Below are 25,948 nucleotides of genomic sequence, written 5' to 3' on the forward strand. Positions count from 1 at the left end.
AAAGGAGAACAATATGATACGAAAAACCATTATTTTTATCGGACTAATTTTACTCTTAACGGCATGTTCTGAAAAACCGAAACCTGAAACGACATTTGAAAGATACATGAAAGCTTGGGAGCAGCAAGACTTTAAGAAAATGTACAGTCTCTTAACAGATGAATCGCAAAAGAACATAACGGAAGCAGATTTCGTTGAACGCTATACCAAAATATATGAGGATATTAAAGCCGAGAACTTGAAGGTTACATATAAGCTCCCTGAAGAAGAGCAAGACTACGAAGAGGAAGACACACCTCAGTTCGACTTTAATGTAAAAATGAATACGATCGCAGGACTTCTTGAAATCAATCACAAGACAACATTAGCATTCGAAAAAGAAGAAGATAATGACCACTGGGGAATAAAATGGGATACCTCCATGATATACCCGGGTATGAAAGAAGAAGATAAACTCTCTCTTGAAATACAGAAGCCAGTGCGCGGAGAAATCTATGATACCAACGGAGAAGGACTTGCAATCAATGGAATTGTACAGGAAGTCGGTCTAGTTCCAGGCTGGATGAAAGAGGATAGAGTGGAAGTAAAGAAAAGGCTATCTGAATTACTTGAAATGCCTGTCGAGGAAATCAACGCAAAGCTTGAGCAATCTTGGGTGAAAGAAGATTCATTTGTTCCACTCAAGAAAATCCCTAATGACGACCGTGCAAAAATAGACGCAATCCGACCGCTTAATGGAACCAAGTTTGTTGAAAAAGAAGGTAGAGTTTATCCATATAAAGGAGCAGCAGCTCACCTGACCGGCTACATCGGAAAAGTGACAGCAGCCGATTTGGAAAAGAAACAGAACGAGGGCTATACTGCAAACGATTGGATTGGAAGAAGAGGACTTGAACAAGTCCTTGAAAAGGAATTACGTGGTGAAGTAGGAGCGGAAATTTTCATTGTAGATCAAGAAAATGTCCGCCAAGATCTACTTGCCAAAAAAGAACCTGTTGACGGGAAAGACTTTACCCTCACAATTGATGTGTCGGTCCAATCCGTATTATTCCACCAGATGAATAAGGATGCCGGAACAGCTTCAGCCATCAATCCAACAACGGGTGAGGTGCTTGCATTAGTCAGTACACCAGCTTTCGACCCGAATGATTTCGTAAATGGGATTTCTACTGAAAAATATTCGAAACTGGAAAAGAACCCACTCAAACCATTAACGAACCGGTTCACCAAAACCTATGCGCCAGGGTCTGCCTTTAAGCCGGTCACTGCTGCAATCGGGTTAAAAACCGGAGCGATTGATCCTGCTGAAGAAAAAGCAATTCCCGCAAACAACCAATGGAAGAAGGATTCGTGGGGTAACTATTATGTCACAAGAGTGGATAGCCCTGATACAGCTGTGAACCTGCAAGATGCGCTCGTTCGCTCTGACAATATTTATTTTGCAATGTCGGTGCTCGATATTGGAGAAGAAGCCTTTTTACAAGAAACGAAGAACTTTGGCTTTGATGAAAAAATTCCGTTTCCTTATCCGATTCCAGCCTCCCAAATTGCGAATGAGGATGGTATCAAAAATGAAATACAGCTCGTTGATTCCAGTTATGGTCAAGGGCAGGTCGAGATGAGTGCCTTGCATCTGGGACTCAGCTATACACCGATTGTGACGAAGGGTTCTTTGTTAAAACCAAGTCTGTTCAAAGAAACAGAAAAACAAACGTGGAAAGAAAATGTCATCAGCGAAGAGACGGCAAATAGAATCACAAATGACTTAATACAAGTGATTGAAAGTCCGAACGGTACAGCTCCAGAGGCAAAGATTAATGGACTGCGTTTAGCTGGTAAAACTGGAACGGCAGAACTGAAAGCATCAAAAGAAGAAAAAGGGAAGGAAAACGGTTGGTTCGTTGCCTGGAATACGGAGAATCCATCCCTACTTGTGTCAATGATGATTGAAGATGTGAAGGATCGAAGAGGAAGCCATTATGTAACACCAAAAGTGAAAGAGGTATTCCAAAGTTTATATCCAAACCAATAAAGAAGAGGCTGCTCCTGGCAGCCTCTCTAATATTCATTAACAATCCCTTTCAGCTTACTTTGCCACTTTTCATCATCCAAAATGATCTGGAAGGAGATGCGTCGGTTTTTCTGAAGTGAGGCATCTGAACTTCCTTCTTCAATCGGCTTATATTCGGAATACCCAGTAGCAGCAACATATTGCGCATACTTCGGATCCTTGAACTTCGGATTCGCTTCTTGCATGTATTTTACAACGGAAACAGCCCGCTCTGTCGACAGGGACCAGTTGTCATAAGGGACGGAGTCGGTGTGTCCCTCGATCAGAATAATGTACAAGTAGCGGCTCAGCTCTTGCTCGTCGATGATCTGCACCAGGGCATCCGACAGCTGAGCAAGCACCTTTTTTCCGGACGCACTGATCTCCGCACTTCCCGTATCGAATAATATGTTCCCCTCAACGGAAATCGTATTGTTCGGTCCCCGAATGATCTTATCCTTCCCGACGTTCTCTTCTAAACGCTTTTCAATCAAGTCTGATATGTGTTGCTTCACATCAGCCACCTTCGCCAATTCATGCCGTACTTCCGTCTGCTCATATGCGTTGTAGATGCTTTGGATGTAAGCGATGATTGCTATGAACAGCATAACGAGCACCATCATCGCCATCATATCGGTGAATGACGGCCAAAAGTAACCCTGGACACCTTCTTCTTCGTTGTTCCATCTCCTTTTTCGCATGGCGATCACCGTTGATTCGAATCATGAATCGTGATCCGACGTGGCTGATCATAGCCATCACGGTCATAGCGTGCATTGGCTGATTGAACGGTCGCATCAAGCAACCGCTGCAACACATGATAGACATCCCCGAAATATTGATGCGTCTGTTTGAACTCACGGGAAAGATTCTGATACACCGAATCGAGCGCACGGATGAGCTCACGCATTTCCTGATCTCTTCCGTTATCATGCCGGGAATTACGTTCACGCTCAAACATATGTCCAAGCTGATCGATGAAATCACGCTTAAACGTTTCAATCGTCGAGTACCAAGCCTTTTCTAAATGCTGAACGGAAGCGGCAAATGTGTCATTGGCGCGACCGTATTGCTCCGTTTTATCCTGATACCGGTAAAACCACTCGTCGTTCTGCTGCGCCATCCGCCGCTCAAAATCCTCCTGTTTCGTTTCATACCTGGAAAGGACTGTCTCTACACCGCCGATCAACGAGCGTCCGAGTTCTTCGGTTTTCTTTTGCGACTCCTCGATCATCCGGTCGGAATGCTTCATGACCTGTTCCATCCGCTTTTGCCCCTGGTCCAGCTGTTCACTTGTTCGTTTGTACTGCTTTTCAAAGCCGGAAACATGTTCACCGAGCTTTCCCAGCCCTTTATCGACGGAATGCTGGACGGTTTCTAGCTTTACAATCGTATCGGAAAAACGATCGCCGAACTGCACGAGCACATCCGTACTGTTTTTAAACTGTTCGGTGTGATCCCGCTGTGCGGACAGGATGCCTTTCACATCTTCCATTGCACCCTCGAGTCCCGCAGTGAAACCGACCATCTTCGTGCTAAAATCTCCGATACTTTCCTGGAAGCTTTCCTGAACCTTCGTCACAAGGCGGTCCAGCAACCGTTCAAGAGAGTCCTTCGGCTTTTCGTTCTGCAATTGCTCCTGGACGACATGATCCAGCACACCTTCTGCTTCCGAAATGACCCGGTCTTGAAGATAAGCGAGTGACGTTCCGCCTGTCAGAAAACCTGACTGAACGAGGGATAAACAGAGGGAGCTGCCGATTCCCGCGATACTCGTCACAAATGCGATGCTCATCCCTCTAAACGGTTCAGAAATCGCGGTTACGATGGATGAAACGGACAAATTCGAACCACCGGGCTGATTCCCGATATTCACGAGCGTATCCTGCATCGCCATGATCGCAATCGTCAAACCGACGAACGTACCGAGCACCCCGACGATGATGGCAAGAGAGGGGAGTCCATGGATGAGGCGGATGATATTGCCCGTTGGTACTCTGAGTAGCCCCATCACCCGAATTGGCTGCTTCATCAAGTGTTTTTCCACAAGGACCGGGCTGTTTACATTCGCTACGCCGGAGAGGTGATACGTGCGGTATTCCTCGATCGCATCGTTCATCCACTTCGAGCTCCGTCCAGACTGGAGTGAAGCGGCATCCATATGGCCAAGCTCTTTTAACCAGTCCGCCATTTTTAGACGAGCTTGCATATTTCCTATTACACCGAACATCGTAATGAAACCGATGATGCACATGACAATAATCGTGACGTTTTCCAAGCTGCATTCCCCCTTGACATGTCTACTCACAGTCTATGAAAGACAACCAGGGAACTTGCCCACAAATAAAAAAACCCATTGCTAAAATAACAATGAGCTTGTACATCAATTTTTAAGTTTTGTTTTTTGGATCATATTCAGCTTTTCATCAAGCTGCTGACTGATCTGGACAATCATCGGATCGGAGTAACTATCAATCTTTTTACTATATTCATACATCAACTTTTGCAGCGAATAAACTTCATCTTTTTCTTCAATTCTACTAGATAGGATTTTGTTCATGAGAGCCTCCGTAATCAGACATCTATCAATCTCGTAGGAATAATTTTACAATAATGTTGATTCGTTGTAAATAGTAAATTAGCCAAATGGGCCTATTTATCTAAATTATGGATATAAGACATCAAACATGGTTGTCAGACCTATTTATGGTAAGCAGGGATGGTTTTTTCAGATATTTACAAAAAATACATTTCAACTTAATGAAAGTCTAGTAAAGTGAGAAATGGTGTTTCCAAAACTATTAATGGGAGGTTTATCATATGCATCATTTGCTCATGAAAAAGTGTACAACCTTTATGGTTGTAATTGCGATGTTGGTCGCGTTGCTTCCAGCTGGAATGGCGCAAGCGGCTACAACGTCGATCTCTGACGCAAAGATCATGACAGGACAGACCGTCACGGTTGAAGGCATTGTGACAGCTGATTTTACAGGCAGCAATCTATCGGCATACATACAAGACGAGACAGCAGGAATTAACGTATTTTCTTTCAATGAAAATCTAGTAGATTTACAAGAAGGTCAACAAATCCAGGTTACAGGTGAAATTAAAACATATAACGGTTTAACAGAGATCGTACCTGGTACAGTTGAAATCCTTTCCAGCGGAAATGCGCTTCCTGCACCACAAGCTACGAATCTCGAAACGCTTTACACGGATCAAGCGGAGCCGCTAGAAGGCTCTCTTGTAAACGTGAGAGGCTATATCCAGTCCATTCCTAGTAACACGGCAGGAAGCGGCTACAATATTTCATTCATCGATGATAGTTTACAAGGTGTAACGCTCCGAGTGGAAACGGCAACTGGCATCGATGTTGCATCTCTCCAAGAAGGCAAGTGGTACGACGTGACGGCGATCGTCGGCCAGTACAATGACTATCAACTTTTACCGAGAAAAATGGAAGACTTCAAGCTGGTAGAGCCACAACCACCAGCACCAAAACCGAAAGAATCTTATGAAGCGACAATCGACCGCGTCGTTGATGGAGATACGGTCCATGTAACCGATCCAATCTTAGGATCTACGAAAATCCGAATGCTTTCCATTGATACGCCAGAAACGAATTACAACGGTGAGTCCCAAGGCTATCATGCAGAAGCCGCGACAGAAGAACTGCAGCGTCTGCTCCCAGCTGGTACAAAGATTACGGTTGAAGTCGGCGAACAGCCTTTAGATGACTACGGCCGCTTGCTCGGTCACATCCACAAGGGCGAGATGGACGTGAACAAGGAAATGGTTCGTCTCGGGCGCGCAGTCCCTTACTTCATCTACCCGAACCTGAAGCATTTTGAAGCATATCATGCAGCTGCGAAAGAAGCGATTGAAAACGGCAGCGGGATGTGGGACCCAGCCAATCCAATTGCCGAATTACCTTACGAGTTCCGTTTCAATAAACGTGGCGGACCGGACAAGTTCGTCGGCGACTATTTTACAAAAGAATATGTCGCTCCTGAAAAATGGGAGGACATCCCGATCGAGAACCGTGTCTTTTTCTTTGAAGAGCAAGATGCCATTGATGCAGGCTATACGAAGAGTGACAGCGGTACAGGAGATCTGATTAAGGTACAATTGCTCGGACTTAACGACTTACATGGAAAAATTGATGTAACGAAGCGCGATGGAGACCAATCCTATGGACGCATCGATTACTTAGCTACTTACTTGAAAGAACGCGAAGCGACGAACCCGAACACGTTGACCGTACATGCTGGAGACATGGTCGGCGCAAGCTCTCCGGTGTCCGCGCTTTTACAGGACGAGCCAACAGTTGAGCTAATGGAAGCGGTCGGCTTTGACGTTGGAGTTGCTGGAAACCACGAGTTTGACGAAGGTGTCGATGAAATGCTTCGCCTCGTGAACGGTGGAACGCATCCAGACGGACTTGCAGACTACGATGGAATGGACTTCCCGCTTTTAGGAGCGAATGTCGAGTATAAAGATACAGGCGAGAATGTCCTTGATCCGTATAAAATTTTTGAAATCGGCGGCACGAAGATCGGTTTTATCGGAGTGGTGACGGAAGACACGCCGAGCATGGTCATCCCGGATGGCATTCAGAATGTCCGTTTTACAGATGAAGCAGAAGCGGTGAATCAATACGTACCTGAATTGCAGGCACAAGGCGTTGAAGCGATCGTTGTCCTCGCACATGAACCGGTTGATATGAATGGTGATGTCGCGACAGGCGAAGCGGCAGAGCTTGCGAATAACATCAACGACGCAGTAGACGTCATTTTTGCAGGGCATAACCATGTAAAAGTGAACACTGTTGTTGATAACAAGCTGATCGTTCAATCTTGGGAATACGGCATGGCGTTCTCTGATGTTGATCTTGAAATCGACCCAGTCACGCATGATATTGTAAAAAAATCAGCTGAAATCGTAGACGTTGTACAAAACGGCGTAACACCAGACGCTGAAGTAACAGCTCAACTTGATGAGTACCTAGACATCGTCGGACCTAAGCTGAGTGAAGTCGTTGGAGAAGCAGCGATTGCAATTGAAGGCGGATACTCTGAAAAAGGTCTCGTCGGGGACAATGCACTCGGAAACCTAATTGCAGAAGGCATGCGCACAGAAATGAGTGCCGACTTTGCATTAATGAACGGCGGAGGAATTCGTGACGACCTCGATGCAGGAGAAATCACTTGGGGTGAGCTGTACAACATCCAGCCATTCGGCAATACGTTGGTAAAAATTGAGCTCACCGGTGAAGATGTACGCCACGTATTGAACACACAATTCCATCCAACATACGGACCAGACTTGAGTATTGCAGGATTCCGTTACACATGGAATGAAGAGACGAACGAAGTCGTTGATCTGTACTTGCCAGATGGCACAGAAGTCGATCCAGCAGCAACGTATACGGTCGTCGTGAACAGTTACATGTATCCACACGGAACAGACCGTTACCGCCTGGATGAACTTGGAGCAAACCCGGTTCAAGGACCAACGGACTTGGATGCAACAGTGGATTACATCGAGAGCTTTGGAGAACCGATCGAAGCCTATCCTGACGGACGAATCAGTAGCGATTACGTTGCCCCAACTACGACTGTGACTCGTCAAACTGGCAATGGTGAAGACGATGACGATGATGAAAACGTCACGTACATGGTTGAAGCGACAGACGGCGAGGGTGTAGGAGTATTAAAAACCGTTTACCGAGTAAACAACGGTGAATGGAAGGTACTCGAAGGAAACACACTCACGTTCTCAGAAGAACGATACGATGACGATGAAAGACACCAAGTCGACATCCGATCCATCGACCAAAACTTCAACAAAGAAGTCATCCAAACATTCTACTTTGGGGAAGAAGAGGACGATTCCGATATGGGTGAAAATTTGGAAGAACTTCGCGAAGTGATTGAAGAAGGAGCAGAGGAAGGGAAGTTCAAGAACCACGGAATCTCCCAATCCATGCTCTCTAAAATCGACTCTATCGAAAACGAACAAAATGTAGAAAAACAAATTAAGAAACTTGAAAAACTCCAAAGCTGGATCGAGAAGAAGAGCGGAAAACATATCGACTCTGAACTAGCTGAAGAATTAATTGAAACAATCGAAGACATCCTAGAAGAAGACTAATCATTGAAGTGCCAGGCAACCCACAGTAGAGGGTGCCTGGCACTTTTTTTGACCCCATGGGAGAGTAAGGACGCTATTCGGTACCAGGTACCATTTTGAAACCGTTGGGAGAGTAGGGAGGAATTTTGGTACCTGGCACCAAGTAAGTGTCGCGAGCTTGATTTTGGGGAATAAATAGGTTTAATAGATACTGTTTAGATCAACCAATAGATATAGAAATGGGGAGTTGTCGTTGAAAAAGATTCAGTTTAAGAAGAAAACAGTGGTATGGAGCTTAGTTTGGGCTCTCCTTCTAATTTACATAGTGACGATGATTTATCATACGTACAAGCCCCTTCCAGAGGGGATTTCTTACGAAAGTGAAGTCTATCAGGTAGATGACGTGAAGTTCTATTATGATCTGACCTATAAAAAAGGCGATCAGTTGAATCATGAGCTCAACATTTTCAATCGAATCAATGAAATCATTTCCGAAGCGGAAGAGTTCATCGTGATCGACATGTTCATGTTCAACGGCTACCATGACAAGAAAAAAGAGTTCCCACCCATCAGTGAGAATCTGGCTGAAGCGATCATCGAAAAGAAAAAGCAGAACCCAGACATCAAGGTTGTCTTCATCTCAGACGAAATCAATACTGGTTACCGATCTTATGAATCTAAATTGTTATCCACGCTTGAGGACCATGGGGTAGAAGTTGTTTACACGAATTTGAATCGACTGCGTGATTCCACACCGCTATACTCCGGTGCATGGCGGATGTTTTTCCAATGGTTCGGTCAGAAGGGTGACGGCTGGATCATGAATCCGTTTGCGAGCACAGCTCCAGAATTGACAGCTCGATCGTACTTGAAACTTTTAAATGTAAAAGCGAACCATCGTAAGATTGTCGCGACAGACAAAACGGCGCTGGTATCAACCGCAAACCCACATGACGCATCCGGTTATCATGGAAATGTTGCATTTGAAATCAAAGGACCGATCATACAAGAAATCATCCAAGCGGAGCAAGCAGCAGTGAACATGTCAGAAGAGGGCGTTGAACTTCCAAAATACGAACCGAAACCGGACGCCAATCCTAATGAAGGCCAGTACAAACTGCAATATTTTACAGAGGGGAAAGCGCACAAGCATATCGTTGAAGCGATTGAGAAAACGTTGCCCGGACAGAAAATCCGCCTCGGTATGTTCTACATTGCTGACCGATCGGTAATTGAACCACTCATCAAAGCATCAAAACGAGGAGTGGATGTGCAAATCATACTCGACCCCAACCAGGTGGCATTCGGTAACAAGAAAACCGGTCTACCAAACATCCCTGTAGCAACCGAAATGGTAGAGGATTCAGGGGGCAAGGTCGACGTCAGATGGTACAACACGACCATGGAGCAGTATCACACGAAAATGCTCTATATAAAGGGTAAAAAGGAATCCACCATCATCGCAGGCTCTGCTAACTACACGAAGCGGAACTTGGAAGCCTTCAACCTCGAAGCGGACCTGCAAATTCAGGGACCGAACGATTCTGAAGTGGTGCAAGAGGTAGACGCATACTTCGAACGACTTTGGACGAACGACGGAGGAAAGTACACCGTCGATTTTAATGAATATACAGGTACGCTCACCTTCCTGCAAAGAGGGGTTTATGCGGTGCAGAAGTTCCTGCGACTCACAACATACTAATAAAACACCATAAAAAAAGTCCTTCATCAAAATCGATGAAGGACTTTTCAACATGTACGACAAAGTCAAGGAACGTAAATATCTAAATGTCTCGGTAAAATCTCGATCTTTAGTGGAAGCAAGTCTCCTTCTTCTCCATCAATATTGGAGTGCAGTTTCTCGCTAGACGAAATCTCTAACCGTGAAGTGCTGATGTACTCGACTTCATCGTCTTCCACATGCTTTCCTCTAATCAACTCAGTCACGATCTTGATGAACTTTGGTAATGCAATATCGTGCACTACGAGGCACTTCAGCTTCCCGTCATCCACCTCCGCATCGGGTGCAAGCTTTTCAAAGCCTCCAACTGAATTTGTCAACGCCGCTAAAACAAGCAATGCATCGCCTTTCCATTCACCGTGATCATGTTTGAGGTGGATATCATATGCTTTTTTAGAGCTCAGCGTTTTAAGGCCTTCCAACATATATGCAAGTGGTCCGAGCATCGTTTTCTGTTTCGGTGATACCTCATATGTAGCTTCTGCGATAGCTCCAACCGCTGCAATATTCATAAAGTAACCATCATTCACTTTCCCGATATCGACAGCACGTGTTTCGCCTTGCTGGATCAATCCTAATGCATCTTCAAATTTCGTAGGGATGTGTAAAGCCCGCGCGAAATCGTTCACCGTACCCATCGGGATGATCCCGAACTTTGGACAATGCTTTTGATCCGCCAAACCATTGACCGTTTCGTTCAACGTCCCATCCCCACCCATGGAAACAACCACATCAAATGCTTCTTCACAAGAAGTTCTTGCAAACTCCATTGCATCGAGCTGTTTCTTTGTCAGCTTAACAATGACATCATAACCTTTATTCCGAAGCACTTCCTCAACTTTATGCTGATTAGCCTCAGCCTCTTCCTTACCAGAAGACGGGTTTACAATAATCATGGCCTTCTTCATTACATTAATCACCTCACGATACCACATTTACACACACCACAAATATACCCCTTAATGGACCTAGTCAATCTTAATGAAGTTTGAAGGGTAATAAATATTTAGAGGTTTTGTTTTCCTTTAGTATCAATCATTTTTGGTACTAGATATTCAAAGAGTAATAGTATTGAAGGTACACTAGTTGATATAAGTACTGTAAATTCTAAACTAATTGACATTAAAATACATATAAGTGAGAGCAGAAACATACGGTAAAGAAATAATCCTACTAAACTATAGAATTGATTATCTCCTACAAAATATTTTAAGATAGTTATTATAACATTATCTACTGTGAGATTAGAAAGAACTAGAGCCACACCCATTATGATAAGCTCTGTTTTAGAGATATCTATCTTGAATAACGAAGAAACCAAGCTTGCAGATCCAGTAACAACCACAATTAATGCCGTAATAGTGATGGTAATAATCAAAGAGAGAATACTTGAAACAAATATTGTCATCGGTATTCTCACATTATTATTTTCTTTTCTTTCAGATTTGTAAATAAAGATAAAAAATAATGGGAGTATAATAAAGAATATAATCATTGCTGTTATGAAGAGTTCCATAGTAATCCTCCGATATTGAAAGAGAGTAGACAACCAATAAGGCTAAGTCCACTCTCTCCAAATCATATTTACATATAAGTATACTATTTCATTTATAAGAAAAAACAAACAAATTTAGCGATGTTCCTAGCATCTGATGGTGGAATACCAGCTTTAACTAGTCCTAAAGTTACTCCTGTCTCAGTAAAATTGTTAATTTCTTCAATGACATTTGCGGCTTTATTTCCGTATTTTGCTATCGATTTACTTGAACTCTGTGCCCACCGATAAGGAATTTTCTTTATTAAATTACTTAGTGCGAATCCCCCATGACGAACAGCTAGGACGACGGCTTTTTTACCAATAGAAACCCAAATTTGAGGCTCAGCTTCTTTTCCGGGACTTGGACCCTTAATAGGTGCAGGGGCTTTAATTTTAGTAACAGTACTCGGTGTTGTAGTTTTTGAATATGCGCTTGCATAAGTTGGTGTAACAGTTGCGATGACCATTACAGTCAAAGCAAAAACAGTAATGAACTTGAACCAGTTTTTCATTTTTCTTCACCTCTAGATTAATTTTTTTTATCTAGAATAAAGTTACACAACAAAATATCCCAAGTAAATACATAATATGTAATAAATTGTAAAACAGGAACATTAGTCTATTTATCATTTTTAGTTAATTAGTACACTTGACCCTGGTAAAAAAATAGAAGATGCTATAAGCATGTAGTTTGTAGCATCTTCTATAAATATTACATGAATCTATCTCAAGTATTCTTCCAAGACCTTGTTGTTGGCTTTCATATAACGAGCTACTGATTCACCCACATAACGTAAGTGCCATGGTTCATACTTGTAGCCTGTTACATCTTCTTCACCCTCAGGGTAACGGATAATAAATCCGAATCGATGTGCATTCCGTTCAACCCAACGGCCTTCTTCCGTATCACCAAACTCTTCAACCAACTGATAATTAACTGCAGGACTCGTCACGTCCATTGCAAGTCCAGTTTGATGTTCACTGTGCCCAGGTTCTGCACTTACACGATCGGCATAGTCTTCACCATATTCTCGAGTGTAATAGCGGTGAATTTCTTGTTGACGTTCATATGAGCGATAACCTGATTGAGCATATAATTCCATACCATCGTTCCAGGCTGCATCAAATAAACGTTCTAAATGTCCTTCTGCAATTGAGTTCATCAAACGCTTATTGTCATTCTCTGAAACATTCGGAGAGAAGCGTACATTTGGTTCTACTAATCTCTCTGGCTCGTAACTTGCAGGGATATTTCTTCTTTTATTAACAAGTAGTAATTGAATTGGATTTGCAAGCTCTGTATCAACATACTGATCAATAGCATTGTATCCACCGAATACAGTAAAGTTATTTAGCCCTCTGTCATCAACATACAATTTCGTAGGGTTCGGTACATAATTTTTTTCTGCTAAAAGAATCGGGTCATTTGTTTTCGCCGCTAAAATGGAGCCAGTCAAGGCGTCTGCAAAATCATACCCCGTTGCTACATACGCTTCGTCCGCATCTCCCATTTGGAAGACTTCTAGAATTTCTTTCGATGTTTCAAAACGATCTCCACCAGCTAATCTTTCAGCTCCATTGAAATCGTTTGCAACGCTTTCTGAAATAACGCCATGACCACCTAGAATATAGGACTTATTAAACCGATCTTTAAATTGATTTACTGCAGACGGAATTTCATTCGTTCTTGTTAACAAGATTGGGAATCCTTGTCTAGCTGCGTAAGGTGCTGCGGAAAGGGCATCAGGATAATTACCTCCATAAGCCACTACTGCAGTATCACTTGAACCTAGTTCTCTAGCAATCTCTACAGACGTTTCGTATCGATTTTTACCTGATATACGCTTGGTTTCAAGACCCATTGAGTTTAATTCAGATTCAATTCTAGAGGAAAGTGCTGCTTCTCCACCGAGTAAAATCACTCGATTCGCTTCTAATCGCTCAATCTCATCTTTTGTGACCTGTGTTAAATAATCATTATCTGTCAATAATATTGGAGCATCTTCTTGATAAGCAAGGGGTGCTCCAGCAATCGCATCAGGGAATTCATATCCCCTTGCGAGAACTACCGTGTTTGAGCCATCAGGCCATCCGTTTTGAGAAATTTCTACGGCAGTCTCATATCTGTTTTCACCTGAAATCCGATCCATATGTATAGCTGAGGCGGATTTTGGTATCGTTAATATCAACAACAGTGCTAAACCTATGACAACCAGAAAAAGTCCCTTGTTTTTCAACCCAAAGATAGTACCCCTCCTAAAAGTTTTATTACAGAACATTTCCCATATATACCCAAAACTCAAACTATGTTTTTAATGAAAATGAAACAAAAATTTTATATTTTGATAATAAAGTGTAATGATAAGTATCCCGAATAGGAAGAAGGGTTCTTTGTGGTAAAATAAGGATAGACAGTGTGTCTAGGGGGCTTTAAAGGTGTGGGATATTAAGGTATTGGATCTTATCGTTATGATTAGTTCATTTTTAATAAATACGTTTATCACTATTTTCTTTGCTCTATTATTTGCCTGGGGCTTTGTTAATGAGTTTTTATATTATTTATGGTTGGCCATCAGTATAGGTAGTACATTTTATTTCGCATTTTTTTCTAAACAAATATTTATGTTCAAATGCCTTTTCCACACTGTATTTATATTCCTCATTGGTATTTTTTTATCGTTCTTGGCATCAATATTTTATTATGTATAGAAAAAAGACTCGTCATCAACGAGTCTTTTGTTATGAATGCTTTTCTTTAAGCTGCTTCATCACTTTCAGAAGCGGTACTTTTAATATTCAAATGTTCTTTTAATCTATCGCTGATTTTATTACGCTCTTCCTCTGGAACGATGTAATAGAAGATTTCATTAATATAAGTTTCTTGAGCTTCCACTTCAAACGTTTCTAATTCTTTTCTAGCCTCTTTATAATTCGATTGGATATCTTTCATTTCAGAGAACGTGATGTTTGTTTTTACATTTTCACTAATAACATTCAGCACATCATCAAACTTTGTAATGGAAGAAGCTCGAGCCCCTTTGTCAATGACGGCCTTGATCACCTGGCGTTGACGCTCGTTACGTCCTAGATCGCCTTTTGGATCTTGCTTTCTCATCCGAACATACGCAAGAGCTTCCTTACCTGAATCCAGCTTAATTTCACCTTGTGGGAACGAGTATCCTCCATATGAAAAAGTTAAACCATTATCAACGGTCACCCCGCCAACCGCATCAACAATATCCTGGAAGGACTCCATATTCACTTGAACGTAATAATTGATAGGGATGTCCAAGAAGTTCTCAACCGTTTCAACTGCCATTTTCGTGCCGCCAAAGGCATAAGCATGATTGATTTTATCGTCAAAATCCATCCCTATGATTTCTGTACGTGTATCCCTCGGGATATTGAACATGATCATGGACTCTTCCTTTGGATTTACAGTCATGACAATCATTGTATCTGAACGTCCCTGATCGTTTTCACGTTCATCGACTCCCATCAATAAAATTGAGATGGGTTCAGGAGCTTCTTTATCATTTACTTTCGGTTTCGGAACCGCCTTTTCACGTTCTGGATCAATCGGTTCGTGAATGTTCTCAGCTGTATCTTTCACCGAATCATATAAATAGTAGGCATACCCAGCAACTCCAATCACAGCAATCCCAACTACGATGACCAATGCCCAAATAAACTTTTTCAACATAAATAGCCTCGCTTCTCTTTGTCTTATAATGCAATTATACAGTAAGCTTGGCTTGAACCAAATCATTTTAAAGATCGAGTTTAAACGTTAGGTTTGGTAAAATAGGACAAAACTTCAAAAATTGATTTGAGGGATACAATATGGACGAAAAAAGGTTCAAAGAGGATCCTCGTTTCCGTATAGCGAACCGTGAAGCGTTATTCGGTATTGGATTAGCGATCCTCAATTTCATCTGGTGGTTTGCTTTCGCGTATGGTTTAGGGCGAAAGGATCCAGAAGAATATACATACATATTTGGCTTTCCTGCGTGGTTCTTTTACAGCTGTATCGGTGGATTCGTCTTATTTTCTCTGCTCGTCATTGTAATGGTTAAATTTTACTTTACAGAGGTGCCATTCGAGGACCGAAGGGAGGAGTCTGAATGAATTGGGAAGTCATCATTCCACTCTTTGGTTTTCTCTTGGTGGTGTTTTTAATAGGAACCTATGCATCTAAACATATACAAAAAGCGCCTGACTTCCTACAAGAATACTTCCTTGGAAGCCGCCAGCTCAACGGGTTCGTTTTAGCGTTAACGATGGTAGCAACCTTTGGTAGTGCGAGCAGTTTTGTGGGAGGACCTGGCGTAGCCTATAACCTGGGACTTGGTTGGGTTCTACTGGCTATGTCGCAACTCGTGACCGGTTACTTCACTTTATCCGTTTTAGGTAAAAAGTTTGCCATTGTTGCTCGTAAAATCAATGCAGTTACACTGATCGATTTTCTAAAAGAAAGATACCAAAGCAAATGGGTTGTACTCCTTTCCGCATTCAGCATCGTCATCTTCCTTTTCAGTGCCATGGCAGCACAATGGGTTGGGGGGGCAAGGCTGATTGAAAGCTTTACAGGACTCTCTTATACGACTGCTCTTTTCATATTTGCGGCTTCTGTCCTCGTTTATGTTGTGATAGGGGGATTCCGAGCAGTCGCCATAACTGATAGCCTGCAGGGAATCGTCATGTTTATCGGAACATTACTATTGCTTATCGGAACAGTCATTGCAGGCGGAGGGCTCTCCAACATCATGACAGAGCTCACCTTAGAAAACCCTGACCTTGTATCCCCTTTCGGAGCAGATCGTTCACTCACTCCCTTGTTTGTGTCTTCCTTCTGGATACTAGTAGGGATAGGAGTCGTCGGTCTACCACAGGTCTCGGTAAGAGCCATGTCCTATCGGGATTCCAAAGCGATGCACAAAGCGATGATTATCGGAACGATTGTCGTAGGTTTCATCATGCTTGGTATGCATTTGATCGGTGTGTTCGCCCGTGTCGTCATACCTGGAGTAGAAGTAGGGGATAAGGTAATGCCACTAGTGGCACTTGAAGTCTTGCCCGGCTGGCTTGCTGGTATCGTCCTTGCAGCACCAATGGCAGCCGTTATGTCCACTGTGGATTCATTACTACTTCTAGTCAGTTCAGCTGTTATCAAGGACGTTTATGTGAACTATGTAAAACCAACAGCTTCACAGCGTCAGGTCAAAACAATCAGCATTTCAGTGACAGCTGCTATCGGAATTCTCGTATTCCTAATGGCAGTAAACCCGCCGGATCTATTAATCTGGTTGAATCTGTTTGCCTTTGGAGGGTTGGAAGCCGCCTTCATATGGCCGGTCGTTCTTGGCCTCTATTGGAAAAAAGGAAACGCCTACGGAGCCTTCACTTCGATGATTGTCGGAGTCGGTTCATACATGCTCTTACACCTGAACGCACCTAATTTGTTAGGCATGCACACAGTTGTGGTGCCAATCGTCCTATCCTTCTTTGGATATGTAATTGCTAGTCTCGCAACCCAGCAAAAAAACAACATCACGCAACAACAAATCATCCAACGCTTCTGGGGCATTTGACCTATGGTGCCAGGCACTGTTTAAGAATCCTTGTTACACATGGACTTCCTAACAGTGCCTGGCACTTTCGCGTTTAATCAAACGTTTGATTGAGAATGTAAAAGATTTGTCGAGTATATACTTCGAACGATATTTATAGTAATTCCATTATTTTGAATCCTTTTCTACATAAATTACGTCTCAGTGTTAGAAAAAGGGGGAGGGAGCTGTTTGGACCTTGGCAAATATGAACCAGAGTGAAAGCATGGATTGCTCAGCTGAAGAAGTCGATTTGTTGTATGAGGCAGTTGCAACAATTGGTAAGCAAATGACCAATTTTGCATTCACCTATGTGAAGGATTGGGGGCTGGCTGAAGATCTCGTGCAAGAAGCGTTTATCAAAGCGTATAAAAATTTTCACACGTTCAATGGTGAATCTGCTTTAAAGACTTGGCTCTACAGCATCCTTGCGAATCAATGTAAGGATTATCTTAGATCCTCTTATTTTAAGAATGTTTTTTTATCAAATATTTTCCCCATACGTAAAAGTGGTGACGAGTATGACAAGATCGGCACTAATGAAGAGTTATCCCAAAATGTTTTAAAACTTCCAGTAAAATATCGTGAAGTCATTATCCTACATTATTATGAAGAATTAAAAATTAGTGAGATTTCCAGCTTGTTAGATTTAAAGGAATCAACTGTGAAGACAAGACTGCAAAGGGCGAGAGCGAAATTGAAATACGAAATGGGAGGAGGCTCTCTTCATGCATGACGAGTTTGAACAACTAAAACCTAATCTTGATAATTCACTGTTCAACAAAAATCCTTTCAACAAAGATAGCGAACAAAAAATTATTAACAAATTGAATGAACTTCACAATCAAAAACATCAAAAAAGGAAAAGAATTGCTTTTAAACCAACCATCGCTCTTGTAGCACTGTTATCAATCTGTTCCTTCCTTATCTTTTTAGTGATACAGGGAGAGGGAGGGAGTAATCAACCCACATCCACAAAGCAGCCACAATCAGAACAATACCAAGCTCCGACGACTAATGACGAAGATTCTGATGACCAATCAGTTGAAAGTGTTGTTAAGAAAATAGATGAGGAAGAAGTTGTGGATGAAGAACCTCCACCTGAGAAAGGTCTAAATGGCAAAGAAGAATTATATCAATTGATGCTAAATAATCAAAGTGTATTCAAAACGGTTAATGCAACTTATAAAATTCAACACAATGGAACAGTGAACCCCATAACCTACCATTTAGCCGCCAGGGTTAGAGACAATCCCGCTTTCTATATCCATGAGCTGAGCAAGGATGGCTTAGATGAGGAACGTCTATATAAAGATAATCAAATTGTTTCGTTATACCATCTAACAAAGGAGTTCAGTGTAACCAAAAATATTGAATATTTACCTACTGAAATCTTGGATTTTGAATATGTATTCCCTAAAAATGAAGCGATTAGTTATTTAGAAGATTTCAGTCAATGGGCAATTAAGGAGCGTACTCAGTATTTGAATTTAGATACCGTAGTAATTGAAGGGGAGCTAGGGAGAAGTGGGCACCTATTCAATATATGGGTGCATGAACCATCGGGTATCTGGTTGAAATTTAGAATTTCTGATGAACAAGGTACAATTTTAAGAGACATGGAGATGGAAAAGTTAAAATTAAATACACAACTAGAACACGATACATTTACACTGTCCATACCTTCCGATTACTTTGGGGAAGGACAAGAGCATAACGGGGATGAAAGCGTAAAGGATTTATACAAAGCATATGAAAAAATAGGGGACCAATATCAAGACAAAAATGAAGTACAGGATGTAGAGATGTTTGGTGAATTTAAATATGTAAGATTGACGTTAAAAGCAGACTCGGAATTCGTGACCATAGATCAGTATCATAAATATGGTGCAGATATCCTGGATCAATTAGATGAATTGGATCCACCATATGTCGATGATCACCGCTTAGGATTAGTTTTGAAAACGAAAGACGGTAGTAAAAAGATTGATGGTTATTATGACTCTGATAAGGAAGAATTCATCATCGTTGAATCCAATGAATGAACCTTTTTAAACAAGCGTTTGATTTAAATTGAAACCCTACTATTTTCAACCACTAACAGGATTCAATCAAACGCTTGATTGACATATTGAAATAAATGTCGAAGTCAAAATCAAAGTTAAATAGGCTCCTTTCACTCCCTGTAATGTTTTTGTAACAATTGAAACAAAAGTGAAACTTTTCAAGTTAATGATTCGTCTAATTTATATAAGGAATTTTTTGGAGGGATTTTCTTGAAATCATTGTTTCTAAGTTTCGTAATTCTTACATTGGGATGGAACATTGGATCGGGTGTAGATCTCCATCAAGAAAAACTTGAACATTCTACGAAAGACGATTTGTTACAAGTTCATACGCTACAAAAAAATATTAATACCACAACAATTTCGGCTGAAAAGAGATTTGAAAATCCAGAAGTAGTAGTTGAAGAGAATACAGGTGAAGTAGAAACAAAAATAGTAGAAAATGAACCAAAAGAAGAAAAGAAAACAGAAGTAAAAGTTATTAAGAAACAAGAAAAGGTTAAGTCAGAAACCAAGGAAGACAAGATTAAGAACCAAGAAGTGGCCGAACCGAGTAAAGAAGAACTTATCCATACCGCTCGTACCTTTATGGATGAACTGCTTCAACCTTATGACGAAAGCAATAATAAGGTGAAGAACTTCAATACGAAACAAGAATTAGTGAGTCATGTGAGTAGTTATGCGACAGAAGCTGTAGCTGTACCGTATGTAAATATGTATTTTGAGGAAAAGGAAGATGGTCTCTATATCATACCGATGTGTCTTAATCCTTGGATTACGGATCAACAACCATTTACGATGACAAAAATTGATGATAAGCAATATAAGCTTAGTCAGTCCAATTCATCCGATATGCATGGTAGTTACACGATACACTTAACATTCAAACAAATGAATGAAAAATGGATCATGGTCTCAGAAGATGTTAAATATTAACCGTATATGATTCAGGATAAAGGGCTTAATCAAACACAATTTGATTAAGCTTTTTCTATTGGTTGTACATTAGTTTGTCCTCATCACCTTACAATTCGGCTAATGAGTTTGACCCATCCAAAGATAGAGATCCAAAGAGGAACGCTTAGCGAAATACCCCATAAAAGCCCGGTAAAGAGATTTCCTTCTTCTTTCATAGAATACACATCCTCAAGTAGCATATTAGAAACCAGTATATCCACACTCAATAAGAAATATCCCAGAAATGAAGTGTACCCGGTACCGATTACAACTGCAGTCATACCAAGGGTTTAAAATCGGTACATGGTACGACAATCAAATATTTCCATGTGATAAGTTTTCTGAATTCACTAGAAATTACATTCGATATGCGTTATCCTCTTTATTAACGGAATAAAAAAGGACATTGTCCGTAAATATAATTCAAGCCTTTAATATTCATCACCCGCACACGTAACAATGTCCTGAAACTTAAGAGGAGGAATTGCATTGCCGTCAACTAACCCAAACCATGCAAACGAAAATGAAACCGCTAACAAAGGGTTCATGCTTCGCTTTCTGGATCGGGTGGAAGTGCTCGGAAACAAACTTCCACACCCGTTCATGCTATTTGTTTACTTAGCACTTGGAATCATCGTCCTTTCCGGTGTCATCAGTCTGTTCGACGTGACGGTCGACCACCCGGGTACAGGGGAAACAGTCGCCATCAAGAGTCTGTTGACCGGTGAAGGACTGAAATACATTCTCACATCTATGCTCACGAACTTTACCGAATTCAAACCACTCGGACTCGTTCTCGGTATGATGCTCGGTATTGGACTTGCCCAAAAAGTAGGGCTTATCCAAACGTTCATGAAAAAGACGATCATCAATGCACCGCCTAAGCTGGTCACATATGCGATCGTCCTAACGGGTATCTTAGGAAATCTGGCCTCCGACGCAGCATTTATTATTGTGCCACCCATTGCAGCAATGGTCTTCCTAACACTTGGTAGACACCCGATTGCAGGACTAGCTGCTGGTTTCGCCGGTGTTGGTGCTGGTTTTACCGCAAACTTCCTGATTACAGGTACAGATGCCCTGCTTTCTGGTATTTCAACTGAAGTATCCAAAAACATCGGGGATGGAATCACTGTAACACCTGTCGATAACTATATTTTCATGTGTTTCTCAGTTTTGATGCTCATGTCAGTGGGTACCTGGGTAACGGAAAAAATCGTAGAGCCGAAGCTTGGAAAATATGAAGGTCCTGCGAATGGAAAAGAGCTTGAAAAAATCCAACCCATTGAATCCCGTGGTCTACGAAATGCTGGTATTGTTGCCCTAATCTATATAGGACTACTCGCATTGGCGATCTTTTTACCAGGGTCAGCACTTCGTAATGAAGAAGGCGGACTGATCCCGTCACCATTCTTAGATGGAATCGTCCCGATTATTCTATTCTTTTTCATAGCATTATCGGTTGCGTATGGCGTTACAGTTAAGAAGATCCAATCGGCAAATGATGTGCCGAAGTACATGGGTGAATCCATGAAAGACATGTCCGGTTTCATCATCCTGATCTTTGCAGCTGCCCAATTCATCGCTTACTTCGACTGGACGAATATCGGTGTCTGGATTGCCGTTTCAGGTGCCGAATTCCTACAAAGCATCAATATGACAGGATTACCAGTTATCATCGGATTCATCTTCCTGACAGCCATCCTGAATCTATTAATTTTCAGTGGTTCAGCTCAATGGGCATTGATGGCGCCAGTATTCATTCCGATGTTTGCGCTGCTTGACTATCATCCAGCGTTCACGCAAATGGCGTATCGTATAGCCGATTCATCTACAAACATCATTACGCCATTGAACCCATATGTACCGATGATCCTGGCATTTATGAAGGATTATGACAAGAAAGCAGGATTCGGAACATTGTTTTCTGTCATGCTTCCGTACACGGTCGTATTCTTGACAATCTGGACAATCTTATTCGTTATCTGGAATCTACTTGGATTGCCAATCGGACCTGGCATCCACATGAAACTATAGTCACAAGACATGGGGGTAATATCATATGATTGATTTTAAAAGACAAGGTGAGCGAGTGGAGGAAGAGATCATCTCAATGCGCCGTCACCTGCATGAAAATCCGGAACTGAGCGAAGAGGAATTCGAAACCTCTCAGTTCATCCAACGAAAGCTTGATGAATACGGAATCCCATATAAAAAAGGTTATGCCAAAACTGGTGTACTCGGCATCATTAAAGGCGGTAAACCAGGAGGTGTCGTCGCTCTCCGTGCTGATATTGACGCGCTGCCGATCCATGAAAAAACCGAATCATCCTATGTTTCGAAAAAGGAGGGCGTCATGCACGCCTGTGGACACGATGCCCATACTTCAATGCTCCTCGGGACTGGAAAACTCCTGAACGAACAAAAAGCAGACATCAAAGGAACGATTTTATTAGTCTTCCAACCCGCAGAGGAAAATGCACCGACGGGAGGCTCCCAGCCAATGATGGACGATGGTATTTTCGATGAATACAAACCAGACGTTATTTTCGGACAGCACGTATGGCCAGACCTTCCGAAAGGCCAAATCGGAATCCGTGATGGTGCGATGATGGGTGCATCGGATCGCTTCATCGTGACCATCAATGGGACAGGCGGACATGCGAGTATGCCACACCAAACGAATGATGCGATTACGATGGCATCCGCAGTGGTCAGTCAATTACAGACAGTCGTCAGTCGGAACGTTGATCCTCTAGAAGCGGCTGTATTGACCGTTGGAAAAATTGAAGGTGGATATCGTTACAACGTCGTCGCTGATAAAGTGACGATCGATGGCACAATTCGGACCCTGAATCCAGAAGTGCGAAGTAGAGTACAAGAGCGATTCAATAAAATAGTTGAAGGAGTTACTGCTGGAATGGGCGGTTCAGCTGAAATCGAGCATATAGAAGGCTATCCTGCGACTGTCAATACACCGGAATGGGCACAACAAGTCCGTGCGACGGCGCAAAACCTGTTAGGGGAAGAGTCAACTCCAGTACTCAATTCCTCCCTTGGCGGAGAAGATTTCAGCCGGTTTCTTCTGAAGTATCCGGGAGCGTTCTTCTGGTTAGGAACAATGCCGAAGAACGGCCAACCAAAACCGTTGCACGATCCTTACTTCGAGCTTGATGAAGACGCACTTGCTGGTGGAGCGGAAATGATGGCACAAGTGGCAACTGATACATTGGAAAAGTTGGAGAAATGAATATGAAAATGGAATCTTTCATTGAACAGAATAAGGATCAATGGATTGATTGGAGACGTCAATTCCACCAATACCCGGAAGTCGGCTGGACCGAATACGTGACCACCTATCGGATCGCCAAAGTATTAACAGAACTCGGCTATATCACTCATATCGGAAAAGAGGCACTTGTCAGTGATGAAAGGATGGGAGTCCCTTCTGAAGATGTCCTTCGAAAGGAAGAAGAGCGGGCACGAGCTGAAGGGGTTCCCGAATCCTTTATGGAAAGAATGAAAGGCGGTCACACTGGAGTGGTCGCTACATTCGATACAGGTAAAAAGGGGCCTCATATCGCCATGCGATATGACATCGATGCCCTGCCAATCAAGGAATCTGACAAAAAGCAGCATCAGCCGGCTCAAAAAGGTTTCAACTCTCAAAGAGAAGGTCAAATGCATGCCTGTGGTCACGACGGCCATACAACAATCGGCCTTGGAATCGCAACATTTTTAAAGCAGAATTCAGAAGGACTTACCGGGCGATACACGCTATTGTTCCAACCTGCTGAGGAAGGCTCACGTGGAGCAAAATCAATGGTAGAAATGGGCTGGCTGGACGATGTCGACTACTTCTTATCCGGTCATATTGGCATCCATAGCGGCCGATCCATCGGTCAAGTCTCCGCAACGACAAGTGAATTTTTAGCAACGACCAAATGCGATGTCACCTTCAAAGGACTTTCTGCACATGCGGGAAAAGAGCCTGAAAAAGGTCGCAACGCTCTACTTGCTGCTTCAAGCGCAGCACTACATCTACATGGCATCCCTAGGCATGGAGATGGAAAGACCAGAATCAATGTCGGGACATTGAACGCTGGGACGGGTCGAAATATCGTTCCAGATCATGCCGCTATGCAACTCGAAACACGAGGCGCTATAACGGAATTGAACGAGTATATGATGAAGGAAGCTGAGCGAATCATCCTTGCAAGTTCCGCGATGTATGGTGTGGAAGCAAACATCCAAATTGTCGGACAAGGAATCGATGCCGCAAGTGACGAATCTTTTATCCCGATATTGGAGCATATCGTTAAAGAAAGTCCGATAATCCAGTCGGTGATTCCTCGTGACGTGATTGGAGCATCAGAAGACGTCGCCTACATGATGGAACGTGTACAACAAATAGGGGGACAAGCGACATATCTCATTTTCGGAACGCCCCTTGCGAATGGACATCATCATTCAGAATTCGACTACCTAGAGGATGTTCTTGCCGTAGCGGTCGATACGCTCGCAAGAACCATCGTCCATTTACAAGAAAAAGAGGTGTAACATATGGAGAAAGAATCGTGGCTGATGACCACATTGAAACAACTCAATCTGACAGACAGCATGGAACAGGAAGAAGGCTTCAGCCGCCTCGGCTACAGTGAAGAGGAATGGAAATCAATCGCTGTGTTCGAAGAAAAAGCGATATCGATCGGGCTTGAGGTCCGACGTGATGAAGCCGGCAACAGTATCGCACGTTGGAACGCTAACGATGATAAACCTGCCCTTGCCATGGGATCCCATTTGGATACAGTGAAAAATGGGGGAGGATACGACGGAGTTGCGGGTGTGCTTTGCGGATTGGCAGCTGTCAAAGAACTGAAGGAAGAAGGCTTCCAGCCCGCATTCCCAATAGAAGTGATCTGCTTCGCTTCAGAAGAATCTTCTCGATTCGGCGTCTCTACAATCGGCAGTAAAGCGATGACCGGTCAGTTAAATAAGGGTCAGCTTGCTGAGGTAAAAGATGACGATGGAATTTCAATAAAAGAAGCGGTTGAAAGTTGCGGTCTTTCATGGAAAAATATCACCGACGCTGAACGTCCGAAAGAGGCGCTTCGTCAATTTATTGAGCTTCATATCGAACAAGGTACGCGTGTTGAAGAAGCAGGCAAGTCCTTTGGAATTGCAACTGCCATCGCATGTCCAACACGTTTGATGATTGAAATCGAAGGACAATCCAGCCACACTGGATCGACCCCGATGGATAAACGAAAAGACGCTCTGGTAGCTGCTGCCCCAATCATCTCGTTCATCTCGCAACGAGCTCGTCAGCTTTCAGATGAAAACGAAGTACCCGTCGTTGCAACGGCTAGTATGGCGAATGTCTATCCGAACAAAATGACCAGTATACCCGGTCGGGTTGAACTTGGCGTAGACATCCGTAGTGTCAGTGATGAATTGAAAAGAGGCCTGGCTGATGAAATACAGCTCGAACTTGAAAAAATGACTACGCAATACCAGGTGAAAATCAATACACGCACACTTGTAGACGATGACTCCGTATTCCTTAATCCATCTGTAACGGAATCAATAAAGGAAACCGGTGAACAAATCGGTTATCATGGTTTGATGATGGAAAGCGGTGCCGGTCATGATGTTATGAACATGGCATCCCGTTGGCCGACTGGACTCGTATTCATCCCTTGCCGAGACGGTCTGAGTCATCATCCAGATGAATTCGCTTCAGAAAGTGACTTGAACATGGGTGTCGAGATATTAAAACAATACATGAAGAATGAAGCGAGTAACCCTTCTTGATGAAGGGTTTTTTCGTACATCCATAAATTTTTGGTATAGTTA

The 25,948-nt window shown here is 42.6% G+C and carries 20 protein-coding genes; 12 read left to right on the top strand and 8 right to left on the bottom strand.

What is annotated here, in order from left to right; genetic code table 11:
* Positions 1-13 precede the first annotated feature (13 nt).
* Positions 14-2,032, top strand: coding sequence for a penicillin-binding transpeptidase domain-containing protein (locus ACXQIQ_RS14460; protein ID WP_439301662.1), 2,019 nt, complete (start codon positions 14-16; stop codon positions 2,030-2,032).
* Positions 2,033-2,058: 26 nt separating this feature from the next.
* Here ACXQIQ_RS14460 and ACXQIQ_RS14465 read toward each other — a convergent pair whose 3' ends face one another.
* From ACXQIQ_RS14465 to ACXQIQ_RS14475, 3 genes are all read right to left on the bottom strand, one after another.
* Entirely contained in the window at positions 2,059-2,751 is a 693-nt protein-coding gene (locus ACXQIQ_RS14465) for an OmpA/MotB family protein (protein WP_439301661.1), read from the bottom strand.
* A 5-nt stretch (positions 2,752-2,756) separates the two neighbouring features.
* Positions 2,757-4,328: a hypothetical protein gene (locus ACXQIQ_RS14470; RefSeq protein ID WP_439301660.1), complete on the bottom strand. Its 1,572-nt coding sequence runs from the start codon at positions 4,326-4,328 to the stop codon at positions 2,757-2,759.
* A 105-nt stretch (positions 4,329-4,433) separates the two neighbouring features.
* Positions 4,434-4,610: a Spo0E family sporulation regulatory protein-aspartic acid phosphatase gene (locus ACXQIQ_RS14475; RefSeq protein ID WP_439301659.1), complete on the bottom strand. Its 177-nt coding sequence runs from the start codon at positions 4,608-4,610 to the stop codon at positions 4,434-4,436.
* A 260-nt stretch (positions 4,611-4,870) separates the two neighbouring features.
* Here ACXQIQ_RS14475 and ACXQIQ_RS14480 point away from each other — a divergent pair, with 260 nt between their 5' ends.
* Together ACXQIQ_RS14480 and ACXQIQ_RS14485 are read left to right on the top strand one after the other, a co-directional pair.
* Positions 4,871-8,203 (top strand): 5'-nucleotidase C-terminal domain-containing protein, encoded by a 3,333-nt coding sequence (locus ACXQIQ_RS14480; RefSeq protein ID WP_439301658.1) that lies wholly within the window; start codon positions 4,871-4,873, stop codon positions 8,201-8,203.
* 232 nt (positions 8,204-8,435) lie between these two features.
* The gene (locus tag ACXQIQ_RS14485) at positions 8,436-9,884 is read left to right on the top strand and encodes a phospholipase D family protein (RefSeq protein ID WP_439301657.1); all 1,449 of its coding nucleotides are present in this window, start codon (positions 8,436-8,438) and stop codon (positions 9,882-9,884) included.
* Positions 9,885-9,949: 65 nt separating this feature from the next.
* Here ACXQIQ_RS14485 and ACXQIQ_RS14490 read toward each other — a convergent pair whose 3' ends face one another.
* From ACXQIQ_RS14490 to ACXQIQ_RS14510, 5 genes are all read right to left on the bottom strand, one after another.
* Complete coding sequence (locus ACXQIQ_RS14490) at positions 9,950-10,831, bottom strand: diacylglycerol/lipid kinase family protein (protein WP_439301656.1); 882 nt, start codon at positions 10,829-10,831, stop codon at positions 9,950-9,952.
* Positions 10,832-10,929: 98 nt separating this feature from the next.
* Positions 10,930-11,439 carry a hypothetical protein gene (locus ACXQIQ_RS14495; protein WP_439301655.1) on the bottom strand — a complete coding sequence of 170 codons (510 nt, stop codon included), beginning with the start codon at positions 11,437-11,439 and terminating at the stop codon, positions 10,930-10,932.
* Between the two features lie 92 nt (positions 11,440-11,531).
* Positions 11,532-11,972 (bottom strand): hypothetical protein, encoded by a 441-nt coding sequence (locus ACXQIQ_RS14500; protein ID WP_439301654.1) that lies wholly within the window; start codon positions 11,970-11,972, stop codon positions 11,532-11,534.
* A gap of 210 nt (positions 11,973-12,182) precedes the next feature.
* A complete protein-coding gene (locus tag ACXQIQ_RS14505) occupies positions 12,183-13,697 on the bottom strand; it encodes a cell wall-binding repeat-containing protein (RefSeq protein ID WP_439301653.1) in 1,515 nt (504 codons plus the stop codon).
* Positions 13,698-14,215: 518 nt separating this feature from the next.
* Complete coding sequence (locus ACXQIQ_RS14510) at positions 14,216-15,163, bottom strand: LCP family glycopolymer transferase (RefSeq protein ID WP_439301652.1); 948 nt, start codon at positions 15,161-15,163, stop codon at positions 14,216-14,218.
* A gap of 140 nt (positions 15,164-15,303) precedes the next feature.
* Between ACXQIQ_RS14510 and ACXQIQ_RS14515 the strand changes: the two genes are divergently transcribed.
* From ACXQIQ_RS14515 to ACXQIQ_RS14555, 9 genes are all read left to right on the top strand, one after another.
* Entirely contained in the window at positions 15,304-15,588 is a 285-nt protein-coding gene (locus ACXQIQ_RS14515; protein WP_439301651.1) for a YhdT family protein, read from the top strand.
* The gene (gene panF / locus ACXQIQ_RS14520; RefSeq protein ID WP_439301650.1) at positions 15,585-17,051 is read left to right on the top strand and encodes a sodium/pantothenate symporter; all 1,467 of its coding nucleotides are present in this window, start codon (positions 15,585-15,587) and stop codon (positions 17,049-17,051) included. The genes ACXQIQ_RS14515 and panF overlap by 4 nt, the downstream gene beginning before the upstream one ends.
* Positions 17,052-17,277: 226 nt before the next feature.
* Entirely contained in the window at positions 17,278-17,805 is a 528-nt protein-coding gene (locus ACXQIQ_RS14525) for a sigma-70 family RNA polymerase sigma factor (protein WP_439302017.1), read from the top strand.
* Complete coding sequence (locus tag ACXQIQ_RS14530) at positions 17,798-19,114, top strand: hypothetical protein (RefSeq protein WP_439301649.1); 1,317 nt, start codon at positions 17,798-17,800, stop codon at positions 19,112-19,114. The genes ACXQIQ_RS14525 and ACXQIQ_RS14530 overlap by 8 nt, the downstream gene beginning before the upstream one ends.
* A 231-nt stretch (positions 19,115-19,345) precedes the next feature.
* The gene (locus ACXQIQ_RS14535; protein WP_439301648.1) at positions 19,346-20,071 is read left to right on the top strand and encodes a hypothetical protein; all 726 of its coding nucleotides are present in this window, start codon (positions 19,346-19,348) and stop codon (positions 20,069-20,071) included.
* 567 nt (positions 20,072-20,638) lie between these two features.
* Entirely contained in the window at positions 20,639-22,129 is a 1,491-nt protein-coding gene (locus tag ACXQIQ_RS14540; protein ID WP_439302016.1) for an AbgT family transporter, read from the top strand.
* Positions 22,130-22,154: 25 nt separating this feature from the next.
* Positions 22,155-23,342: a M20 metallopeptidase family protein gene (locus ACXQIQ_RS14545; protein WP_439301647.1), complete on the top strand. Its 1,188-nt coding sequence runs from the start codon at positions 22,155-22,157 to the stop codon at positions 23,340-23,342.
* Between the two features lie 2 nt (positions 23,343-23,344).
* Positions 23,345-24,652, top strand: a complete 1,308-nt coding sequence (locus ACXQIQ_RS14550; RefSeq protein WP_439301646.1) for an amidohydrolase — start codon at positions 23,345-23,347, stop codon at positions 24,650-24,652.
* A gap of 3 nt (positions 24,653-24,655) precedes the next feature.
* Entirely contained in the window at positions 24,656-25,906 is a 1,251-nt protein-coding gene (locus tag ACXQIQ_RS14555; protein WP_439301645.1) for a M20 family metallo-hydrolase, read from the top strand.
* The last annotated feature ends 42 nt before the right edge of the window (positions 25,907-25,948 follow it).

It is taken from the genome of Pseudalkalibacillus sp. Hm43, from assembly GCF_054170705.1.